The organism is Actinoplanes oryzae (assembly GCF_030757795.1).
Classification (GTDB): domain Bacteria; phylum Actinomycetota; class Actinomycetes; order Mycobacteriales; family Micromonosporaceae; genus Actinoplanes.
Genome location: NZ_JAUQWH010000248.1, coordinates 1 through 9,207, shown reverse-complemented (window position 1 = coordinate 9,207; position 9,207 = coordinate 1). Strand labels below are relative to the sequence as shown.

The 9,207-nt window shown below is 72.9% G+C and carries 6 protein-coding genes and 1 pseudogene; 5 read left to right on the top strand and 2 right to left on the bottom strand.

What is annotated here, in order from left to right:
- A pseudogene (locus RBH18_RS41295) lies at positions 1-958 on the top strand (ATP-dependent DNA helicase); the annotation flags it as partial.
- Positions 959-1,026: 68 nt separating this feature from the next.
- A complete protein-coding gene (locus RBH18_RS41290; protein WP_306215969.1) occupies positions 1,027-2,514 on the top strand; it encodes a sulfatase family protein in 1,488 nt (495 codons plus the stop codon).
- Positions 2,515-2,660: 146 nt separating this feature from the next.
- Here RBH18_RS41290 and RBH18_RS41285 read toward each other — a convergent pair whose 3' ends face one another.
- Positions 2,661-3,455, bottom strand: a complete 795-nt coding sequence (locus tag RBH18_RS41285; RefSeq protein WP_306215967.1) for an SDR family NAD(P)-dependent oxidoreductase — start codon at positions 3,453-3,455, stop codon at positions 2,661-2,663.
- Positions 3,456-3,538: 83 nt separating this feature from the next.
- Between RBH18_RS41285 and RBH18_RS41280 the strand changes: the two genes are divergently transcribed.
- From RBH18_RS41280 to RBH18_RS41270, 3 genes are all read left to right on the top strand, one after another.
- The gene (locus RBH18_RS41280; protein ID WP_306215966.1) at positions 3,539-4,072 is read left to right on the top strand and encodes a TetR/AcrR family transcriptional regulator; all 534 of its coding nucleotides are present in this window, start codon (positions 3,539-3,541) and stop codon (positions 4,070-4,072) included.
- A 47-nt stretch (positions 4,073-4,119) separates the two neighbouring features.
- A complete protein-coding gene (locus RBH18_RS41275) occupies positions 4,120-8,310 on the top strand; it encodes an AAA domain-containing protein (protein ID WP_306215965.1) in 4,191 nt (1,396 codons plus the stop codon).
- 93 nt (positions 8,311-8,403) lie between these two features.
- On the top strand, positions 8,404-8,961 hold the full coding sequence (locus RBH18_RS41270) for a dihydrofolate reductase family protein (protein ID WP_306215964.1): 558 nt from the start codon (positions 8,404-8,406) through the stop codon (positions 8,959-8,961).
- A gap of 1 nt (position 8,962) precedes the next feature.
- Here RBH18_RS41270 and RBH18_RS41265 read toward each other — a convergent pair.
- Positions 8,963-9,207, bottom strand: a 245-nt coding sequence (locus RBH18_RS41265) for a hypothetical protein (RefSeq protein WP_306215963.1), incomplete at its 5' end; no start/stop codon positions are given.

The window sequence follows — 9,207 nt, the reverse complement described above, 5'->3', positions numbered from 1 at the left end:
TGCCGCCGCGCGGGATCTGCCGTACCACCCGGGGCGGGCGGTGTTCAAGGAGCGGTTGATCGCGGTGCTGGCGCAGCGGCGGATCGGCCGGGAGCTGGACCGGATCGACGCCGAGACGGCGGCGCTGGTCGGCATCGACCTGGACCGGGCGGTCGCGGAGGATCTGCGGGCACTGGGCCTGGCGCCCGGCGCCCGGGAGGAGCTGGACGATCCGGCGGCCGTGGCAGCGGCCCTGCGGCACGATGCCGCCCTCGACGCGGCCGTCGACGAGGTGTGGCCGGTGCTGACCCCGGCCGGTGCGGCGCGGATCGGGCGTACGCGCAGCTCGGGTGACCTCGTGCTGCTCGACGAGGCCGCGGCCCTGGTCGACGGCGTGCTGGCGCCGGCGTACGGGCACATCGTCGTCGACGAGGCCCAGGAGCTGACCGAGGCGGAGTGGCGCCTCCTGCTCCGCCGGTGCCCGAGCCGCTCGATGACCGTGGCCGGCGACTTCGCGCAGGCGGGGCCCGTGTCGACGGTCCGGTCCTGGGCGCAGGTGCTCGGGCCGCGCTTCGAGCTGCACACGCTCACCGTCAACTATCGCACCACGGCGGAGATTCTCGCCGCGACCGGTGGCCTGCTCGCCGAGATCGCCCCGGATCAGGTGCCCGGGCGGTCGGTGCGGCACGGCGAGGCGCCCCGGCATCTGACCGGTGATCTGGTGCGTACGGTCGCCGGCGAGCTGCGGGCGCAGGAGGCGGCGCATCCCGGCGAGTTGCGGGCGGTGATCTGCCCGGACGCTCTCGCGGGGCGGCTGCCCGTCACCCGTACGGCGCAGATCGTGCCGATCTCCCAGGCCCGCGGGCTGGAGTTCGACTCGGTGCTGGTCGTGGCCCCGGAACAGCTCGGCGGGCCGCGCGAGCGGTACGTCGCCATGACGCGGGCGACGCGTCGGCTCTGCGTTGTCCACAGGGGCTGAGCCGGCGTTGTCCACAGGGGCGGCCCGGCCGATTTGGTCCGGTGGCCCGGTGGTTCTACCGTTCCGGCATGCTTCGCCGTTGCCTGACCGCTCTCGCGGCGGTGCTCGCGCTGTCCGCCTGCACCGCTGATCCCGCGCCACCCTCGTCCGCGCCCTCGGCAAGCGCCGTCCGGGCGCCCGCGTCGTCCCGGCCCAACATCGTGATGGTGCTGGTCGACGACCTCTCCATGAACCTGCTGCCGTTCCTTCCTCAGGTGCGGAAGCTGCAGCAGGAGGGCACATCGTTCGGTCAGTACACGGTCACGGACTCGCTGTGCTGCCCGTCGCGGGCGACGATCTTCAGCGGGATGTATGCGCACAACACCGGCGTGTTCACCAACGGCCCGAAGGAGGGCGGCAACAAGGTCTTCGTGCGCAACGGCATCGACCGGACGACCTTCGCCACCGACCTGCAGCGGGCCGGCTACCGCACGGCCATGCTGGGGAAGTACTTGAACGCCTACTACCCCGAGCGGGGCAAGGAGGTGGTGCCGCCCGGGTGGACCGAGTGGTACGTGGCGGGCAGCTCCTACAGCCAGTACAACTATTCGCTGCTGGAGAACGGCGTCGTCAAGCGCTACGGCAACCGCCCCGAGGACTATCTCACCACGGTGATCAGCGGAAAGGCGCAGTCGTTCATCACCCGGTCGGCCGCCGCCAAACAGCCGTTCCTGGTGGAGGTGGCCACCTTCTCGCCGCACCTGCCGTACACCCCGGCGCCGCAGGACGTGCACGCGTTCCCGGGGCTGAAGCTGCCGCGGACCAAGGCCTACAACGCGAAACCCCAGGGCGCGCCGCACTGGGTGAGCAAGCTCAAGCCGCTGACCGCCGCGCAGCAGGCGACGATGGACGCGGCGTTCCGCAAGCGCGCGCAGTCGATCCAGTCGGTCGACCGGATGATCGCCGACCTGCGCGCGACCCTCGACAGGGCCGGGGTCGCGGAGAACACCGTGGTGGTGTTCACCTCCGACAACGGGCTGCACATGGGGGAGTACAGGCTCAACCAGGGCAAGCAGACCGCCTACGAGACGGACATCCACGTGCCGCTGGTCGTCGCCGGTCCGGGCGTGCGCCGGGGTGCCACCGTCGCCCTTCCCGCGCAGAACGTCGACCTGCGGCCCACGTTCGACGAGCTGGCCGGGGTGGCCGTGCCCGCCGAGGTGGACGGGCGCAGCCTGGTGCCGCTGCTGCGCGGTGAGCGGCCGGCGGACTGGCGGACCACGGCGCTGGTCGAGCATCACGGACCCAATGCGGAGATCGGCGATCCCGATCGGGCGCTGCCGCGGGGCGGGAACCCGGTGACGTACAACGCGCTGCGCACGCCCACGTTCACGTACGTGAAGTACGCGGACGGGTTCCGTGAGTACTACGACCGGGCGCGAGATCCGTACCAGCTGAGGAACATCGCCCTGACGCTGAAGCCGGAGCGGACCGCCGCGCTGGACCGCGCCCTGGCCGCCTACGCCACCTGCAAGGGCGCGGCCTGCCACACCGCGGACCGCCCGGCGCTGCCCTGATCCGGCGCGGGCTGTCCACGCCGGGGTGGCTCCGGTCGGAGGGCCGGCTCGATCGGGCCGGCCCCGGTTGTCCGTGCCGGGGTGGCCGCGGTCGGAGGGCCGGCTCGATCGAGTGGGTGCCGCTGCCCGGGCCGGGGTGGCTGGGATCAGACGGCTGCCTTGACCGAGCCGGCGTCCACCGTCCAGTTCGCGCCGATCGCGCTCGGCAGGGCGGGGGACGCCAGCAGCACCACCGCGCGGGCGATCTCGGCCGGATCGATCAGCTCGCCGGTGAGCATGCCGCCCTGCTGCGGCATCGCCTTGAGGAAGGTCTCGCGGTCGACGCCCATGACCGCCGCTACCTGGGCGCCGAAGCCGTCGTCGGCCTCCATGAGCGGGGTGCGGGTGCCGCCGGGCGAGACCACGTTGACGCGCACGCCGGAGGCGGCCACCTTCTCGGCCAGCGACCGTGAGAAGGAGTTGAGGGCGGCCTTCGCCGCGGAGTAGTGCATGGGTGCCGCGGCGGGCCGCCGGGCCGCGTCGGAGCTGATGTTGATCACGGCGCCGCGTGCGCTGACCAGGGCGGGAAGGGCCGCCCTCGTGGTCCGGACGGCAGCGTCGAGATTCAGCGTGAACGCCGTCGCCCAGTCCTCGTCCGTGCCGTCGAACGGGTCGGCGAAGGCGTCCAGGCTGCTCATGACGCCGCCGCCGGCGTTGTTGACGAGCACGTCGAGCCGCGGGTCCGCCGCGAGCACCGCCTCGACCATCGCCCGCGGCCCGCCGGGCGCCGCCAGGTCGGCGGCCACGAACGTGGCACCGGTCGCTTCCAGCTCGGGGGTGTTGCGTCGCGCGGTGCCCACGACCACCGCGCCCTCGGCGACGAAGGCCCGCACGGTCGCGAGGCCGATGCCCCTGCTCGCGCCCGTGACGAGGACGCGCTTGCCGGTCAGATGAAGATCCATGCGCTAAATGCAACACCACTGACTCAGTTACGTCAAGAAGTGCATCACGACAGTCTCATTTACGAGATCAGTAGGGTGGTCCCATGCGAGCAGACGCGGAGCGCAGCACGGCGCGGATCCTGGCGGCCGCGGGCGCGGTGCTCGCCGTCGACGCGACCGCGTCCCTCGAGCGGATCGCCGACGAGGCCGGGCTGGCCCGGGCGACGGTGCACCGCCGGTTCGCGACGCGGCAGGCGCTGCTGGACGCGCTGGTCGAGCAGCTCAACCGGCGTTACCTGAGCGCGCTGGAGCAGGCGCGGGTGACGACGGCGCCCCCGGCGGACGCGTTCCTGCACGTCAACGAGATCGTCTTCGAGCTGAAGATCAGCCATCGCGCCGCCATGGAGCTCGCCGGGGACAAGAGCCGCGAGGTCATGGCCGGGCTGGAGCTGCTCTTCACCCGGCTCCGCGAGGCCGGGGAGATCACGGCGGCGGGGCCGCGCTGGTGCTGCGGCGTGTACCTGGCGTTGCTCAACGAGGTCGACCGGCTGCCCGCCGACGCGCCGGACCTGGTGGCCGCGGGCGGCCGTCCGCAGCTGCTCACCAGGACGGTTCTGAGCGCGTTGGGCGGGAAGTAGGCAGGATCCGGCCCGCTTGACCGGTTCCTGCCGTTATGGTGCGAAAGGTGCAGCCCAAGACCACCGCGCCGACGAGCCGGCTGGACCGTGCCGTGCGGCTCTTCGAGTTCCTCGCCCGGGCGCAGCAGGCCACTGCGTCGTCGCCGCGCACGTCCGACGGGTACCAGCTGGTGTGGGCGGACGACCTGCCCCGGCATCCCGCCGTGCAGTTCGCGCACTGGACGGACGCGCCCGGCCCCGGCGACGAGATCGGCCACCTCGAGCGGCTGGACACGCCGCCGGAGACCGACGAGGACCGGCTGCTGCGCGACGCGTACGCGCAGCTCTTCGCCATGCAGGCGGAGGCGGCCGCGAACCCCGAGGAGCAGGAGCTGGTCCTCGCGGTCGGCTACCTGGTCTGGCACCCCGAGGGGCACGAGCCGGTGCGCCGCCACGTGGTCACCACCCCGGTCGCCGTCGACCTGGAGCCGGTCAGCGGCACCCTGCGCGTCTACGCCACCGAGGCCACCGACGCGCTGCGCATCGAGCTCGACATGCTCGACTCGGAGCTGACCGGCTCGCGGCACCTGACGGAGGCGCGGGACGTCGCCCGGTCGTACACGGATCATCCGTTGCACCGCAAGGCGATCGGCGAGGTGCTGCACCGCATCGCGAACAGTCTCGACCCCGACGCGCGCTACCAGGACTCCGGGCCGCCGAGCCGGGCGACGCTCGCGACCGCCGAGGTGAGTCTCGCGCCCGCGATCGTGCTGCGCCGCCGCGACCGGCAGGGCGTCGTCGAGCTGCTGGAGACCATCCGGGGCCAACTGCTCAGCGCGCAGACCGTGCCGGAGGGGCTGCTGCCGCTCGTCGACCCCGATCACCGCCCGAAGGTGCGCCCCGACCCGACGCCGGGCGCCATGGTCACCGTGGACGACGAGGTGTTCACGCCGCTGCCGGTCAATGAGCAGCAGCTCAAGATCCTGCAGCAGGTCGACCGGCACGCGCAGACCCTGGTGCAGGGCCCGCCCGGGACCGGCAAGACGCACACCGCCGCGGCGCTGCTCAGCCACCTGCTGGCCCAGGGCAAGCGCGTGCTGGTCACGGCCCAGACCGAGAGGGCCCTCAAGGAGGTACGCGCGAAACTGCCCGCCGCCATCCGCCCGCTCTCCGTCGCCGTGGTCGGGGCGTCCCGCGAGGACCTCACCGATCTCAAGGTCGCCGTGGACACCATCTCGCAGCAGGCCGTCGACTACGACGAGCAGCGCTGCACCCGGACCGTCGAGCACCACCTCATGGCCATCGACAAGCTGCGCCGCCACCTGTCCGGGGTCAAGCGCCGCATCGTGGACGCGCGGGCCGCCGAGATCACGCGGCACGAGCAGGGTCCCTATCGGGGCACGCTCGCCGGGATCGCCGCCGCGCACCGGGCCGACGAGCCGCGCCACGGCTGGATCCGGGTGTGGGCGCCCGCCGCGCCGGACGACGAGCCGCCGCTGCCCGCTTTCCGCGTCGCGGAGTGGCTCCGGTTGCTGCGCGACGACGCCCTCACCGCCGACGAGGGCCCGGCCTACGACACCCTGATCGATCCTGCCACGCTGCCGGCGCCGTCCGCGTTCGCCGCCGCGGTGGCAGCCGAGGCCGCGGCGTGGACGGCTTGCGAGGGATTCGCCGGCGAGCGACAGCATCCCGCCTACGCCGCCCTGCGCGTCCTGCCGCCGGCCGAGCGCGAATCGCTGCGGCAGTATCTGCACCGCCTGGCGGACACCGCGGAGTCACTGGTCCGAAGTGGACCCGGCTGGATGGCGGAGGCCGTGCTCGACGCGGGGTCCGGGCGCATGCGCATGTGGCAGGGCCGCGCCGAACGCGTCCGTCAGCTGGTCGCCCGTGCGCAACCGCTGGTCGACGAGTTCGGCGGCGCCACGATCAACGTGCCCGCCGCGGACCTCACCCCGCTCGTCGTCCAGGCCCAGCAGCTCAGGCATCACCTCGGCGCCGGCGGCCGCGTGCGGATCGCCGCGGACGGCATGCCCGCCCTCGGCGTGCTCACGGCCAAGCCGGTCAAGGCGGCCCGCGACCTGTTGCTGCAGGTCAGCGTCGACGGCAACGTGCCCGCGTCGCCCGAGTCGCTGGGCCGGTTCGTCGCCTGGGCGCAGGCGCAGCCGCTGCTGCGCGACCTCGACCAGGCGTGGCCCGGCTCGACGGCGGTCCCGGTGCAGGGCAGTGCGGGGGAACGGCTCGCCTGGCACCTCGCCGAGCTGGAGCAGCTGGAACGGGTGCTCGCGCTCGGGGCCGCGTACGCGGAGCAGGAGAAACGTCTCGCCGAGCTGCGCCTGCCGCGCCCCGACTGGACCGACCCGGCAGGGGTCCGCGCGTACGCCGGGCTCGTCGACGCCGCCGCGGCCGAGGACGCGCTGGACGCGGCCCGCACGGCCGTGGAGGGCGCCGCCCTGCCGGTCCTGCCGCTGCTGCACGAGGCGAGCCCGTCCCCGGCGCTGCACACGATCCTGGCCGCGGTGCAGACCCGGGACGCCGCCGGCTACAGCACGGCGGTCCACCGCCTCACCCGCCTGTACGAGGTCCGCGCTCTCACCACGCACCGCGACGAGCTCGCCGCCGCCCTCGGCTACCGCGCCCCGGCCCTGCGCGACGCGATCGCCGCGACCGCCCCGGATCCCGCGTGGGACGAGCGCATCGCCGGCTGGGCGGACGCCTGGACCTGGCTCGTCGTCGAGGCGTGGCTGGCCAAGCAGCGCCCGGCGGACGTCAACAAGCTGCAGCAGGAGGCCGCCGACACCGAGCACACCATCCGCCACCACGTCGGCGAGCTCGCCGCGGCCCGCGCCTGGCAGCACGCCGCCTCACCCGACCGGATCACCGGCTCCGCGCGGGCCAACCTCCAGCAGTACGGCCAGCTGGTCCGCCGCCTCGGCAAGGGCACCGCCAAGTACGCCGCCCAGCGCCGCGCCGAGATCCGCCAGGCCATGGACCGCTGCCGGCCGTCCGTCCCCGTCTGGATCATGCCGATCTACCGCGTCGCCGAGCAGCTGCGCGTGCAGGCGAACATGTTCGACGTGGTCATCGTGGACGAGGCGTCGCAGGCCGGCCTGTCCGCCACGTTCCTGCAGTACCTGGCGCCGACCATGGTGGTCATCGGCGACGACAAGCAGGTGTCGCCCTCCGCCGTCGGCGTCGACCAGCAGGACCTGCGCAACCTCGCCCAGCAGTACCTCTTCGACGACGAGTACCGAGCCTCGTGGCAGGACCCGCAGCGCAGCCTCTTCGACGAGGCCAAGATGCGCTTCGGCGGCCACATCCCGCTGGTCGAGCACCGCCGCTGCGTCCCGGAGATCATCGAGTTCTCCAACCGCATCGCGTACGAGCCCGAGCGCATCCGCCTCGTCCCGGTCCGCCAGTACGGCGCCGACCGTCTCGAGCCGGTCAAGCCCGTCCACGTGGCGGGCGGCTACCTGCGCGGCACCAGCGACCGGACGAACCCGCCCGAGGCCGAGGCGATCGCGGACCAGATCGTCGCCTGCGTCGCCGATCCGCGCTATGCCGGGCGTACCTTCGGGGTCATCTCCCTGCGCGGCCCGCACCAGGCCAAGCTGATCGAGAGCCTGCTGCTGCAGCGCCTCGACCCCGCCGAATGGGAGCGCCGCGACCTGCGCTGCGGCGACTCCGCCGACTTCCAGGGCTCCGAGCGCGACGTCATGTTCCTGAGCATGGTCACCGCCCTCGAGCCTGACCGGCGGCTCGGCTCGGCGACGGCCGACATGTACCTGCAGCGCTACAACGTGGCGGCGTCGCGGGCCAAGGACCAGATGTGGGTCTTCCACTCGGTGCGCGCGTCCGACATCGAGGACCCCGAGGACCTGCGCCACCAGCTGCTCGAGTTCTGCTACGAGCCGCCCGCGCCGGCTGGTGAGGTCACGGCCTCCCCGCGGACCGCCTTCGAGCAGGCCGTCCACGACCGGCTGGCCGCCCGCGGCTACGCGGTGGTCCCGCAGTACGAGACCCCCGGCTACACGCTCGACCTCGTCGTCGTCGGCGCGGAGAGCAAGCTCGCCGTCATCTGCGACGGCGACACGTGGGCCGGCCCCGACCGCCACGAGGCCGACATGACCAGGCAGCGCGAGCTGGCCCGCTGCGGCTGGGAGTTCTTCCGGGTGGCGCAGTCCGCCTTCGTCATCGACGAGCCGGCTGTCCTGCGCGACCTGTGGGCCGCCCTCGAGCGCCGCGGCATCCACCCCGCCTGAAATCATTGTTCGTCGCCGGCCCGGTGTCGGATCCGCGGCCTGCCGTTCGTAGCACAGTGAGGAGCAATCGGGTTCCGGACGAGAGGTGACGGCATGGGCAAGCTCATCTACGTGACGAACGTGTCGCTGGACGGCTACATCGAGGACGAGAGCGGCACGTTTGCCTGGCTGCCCGTCGACGACGAGGTGTTCGCCTTCACGACCGGCATCGTGCGGACCGTGGACACCTTCCTCTACGGCCGGCGCCTGTACGAGAAGATGGCCGTCTGGGAGACCGACCCCGCCCTGGCCGCGCGGTCCGAGCTGATGGCCGGCTTCGCGAAAGCCTGGCAGGCGGCGAGCAAGGTCGTGTACTCGACGACCCTCGCGGCGGTGTCCACCGCCGACACCCGGATCGAGCGCCACTTCGACCCCGCGGCGGTCAAGAACCTCAAGTCCACGACCGCCGGCGACCTCATGATCGGCGGCGCCGACCTCGCGGCGCAGGCCTTCCGGGCCGGCCTGGTCGAAGAATGCCGCCTGTTCGTCCTGCCCCTCATCGTCGGCGGCGGCAAGCCGGGCCTCCCGGCCGGCGTCCGCACCGGCCTCCACCTCCTCGACGAACGCCGCTTCCCCAACGGCGCCGTGCACCTCCGCTACGCCGTCGCCTGAGTCAGTCGCAGTACCTGCTGGGCTGGAACCGGCCGCCGCTGAGATGAGCGCTCGCCAGCTCACCGGCGGCCACCACGTACCAGCCGCGCCACACCTGCGTCGTGCAGTCCAGGTTGTAGGCGGTCAGCGTGAGATAGACCCGATCGCCGGACACCCCGGTGATGTCCCACTCGTCGTAGGACGTGTTGTCGAAGCCCGCGCGGAAGGACGCGTACGAGGAGTTGAAGTTGTGGCCGCCGAGGTCGT

Coding starts and splice junctions, on each gene's coding strand:
- RBH18_RS41280 (WP_306215966.1), top strand. CDS start 3,539: ATGCGAGCAGACGCGGAGCGCAGCACGGCGCGGATCCTGGCGGCCGCG.
- RBH18_RS41285 (WP_306215967.1), bottom strand. CDS start 3,455: ATGGATCTTCATCTGACCGGCAAGCGCGTCCTCGTCACGGGCGCGAGC.
- RBH18_RS41270 (WP_306215964.1), top strand. CDS start 8,404: ATGGGCAAGCTCATCTACGTGACGAACGTGTCGCTGGACGGCTACATC.
- RBH18_RS41290 (WP_306215969.1), top strand. CDS start 1,027: ATGCTTCGCCGTTGCCTGACCGCTCTCGCGGCGGTGCTCGCGCTGTCC.